The following is a 586-nucleotide window of genomic DNA, read 5'->3' as shown; positions in this document are numbered from 1 at the left end:
CAAACCGTATTTAGCAAACTCGATATTAGAATATATCCTTTGTCTATTCATTAATCTCCCACGTCATATATATTACATATACATGACTAATATATTTATGTTCCAGATTTTGTCCAAACCAAAATTTCCCACTCTCAAAATCTTCGTTTTTCCCATCATCGCAATGCTAAAGAACACCACCGACATCGATAGTTCTCCATTTTTTAAAAATATCTAATTTTGTTTTAATCAGAATCATGTTTAATTTTCAGCGGACTATCTGGACTCGAACCAGAATACGTATCACAAATCGTGTTTTACATTAAACTACACGTCCATATACATGACTCTCTTTTATCTAATTAAAACTTCATAATTAAATATCTTTCGCACTTAAACTCATAACCGACAAACTTTCTAAAAGCTTGTCCGAGTTTATTTTTTAAGCAAATAAATTTTTTCTCTACACCTCTTACAACCTGATAAATTTGTTTAACTCTAAACCCTAACAGCTCAGCAAAAGCATTATGCATTCTAAAAACACCACTACGGCTCATATCATCATAAAAACCATTTTGCAGCATAACTTTTTTATCACCCTTACGCA

General features: G+C 31.4%; 1 protein-coding gene. It reads right to left on the bottom strand.

Translation table 4 applies throughout. From position 1 onward, the window contains the following. Positions 1-341: 341 nt before the first annotated feature. The coding region (locus N1F73_RS04015; RefSeq protein WP_260360174.1) for an MAGa4850 family ICE element protein at positions 342-586 on the bottom strand (245 nt) is incomplete at its 5' end.

It is taken from the genome of Mycoplasma sp. HS2188, from assembly GCF_025209835.1.
In the GTDB taxonomy this organism is placed as follows: domain Bacteria; phylum Bacillota_I; class Bacilli_A; order Mycoplasmatales; family Metamycoplasmataceae; genus Mycoplasmopsis.
Note: the sequence above shows the minus strand (reverse complement) of the source record. Positions and strands in the feature narration are given on the sequence as shown.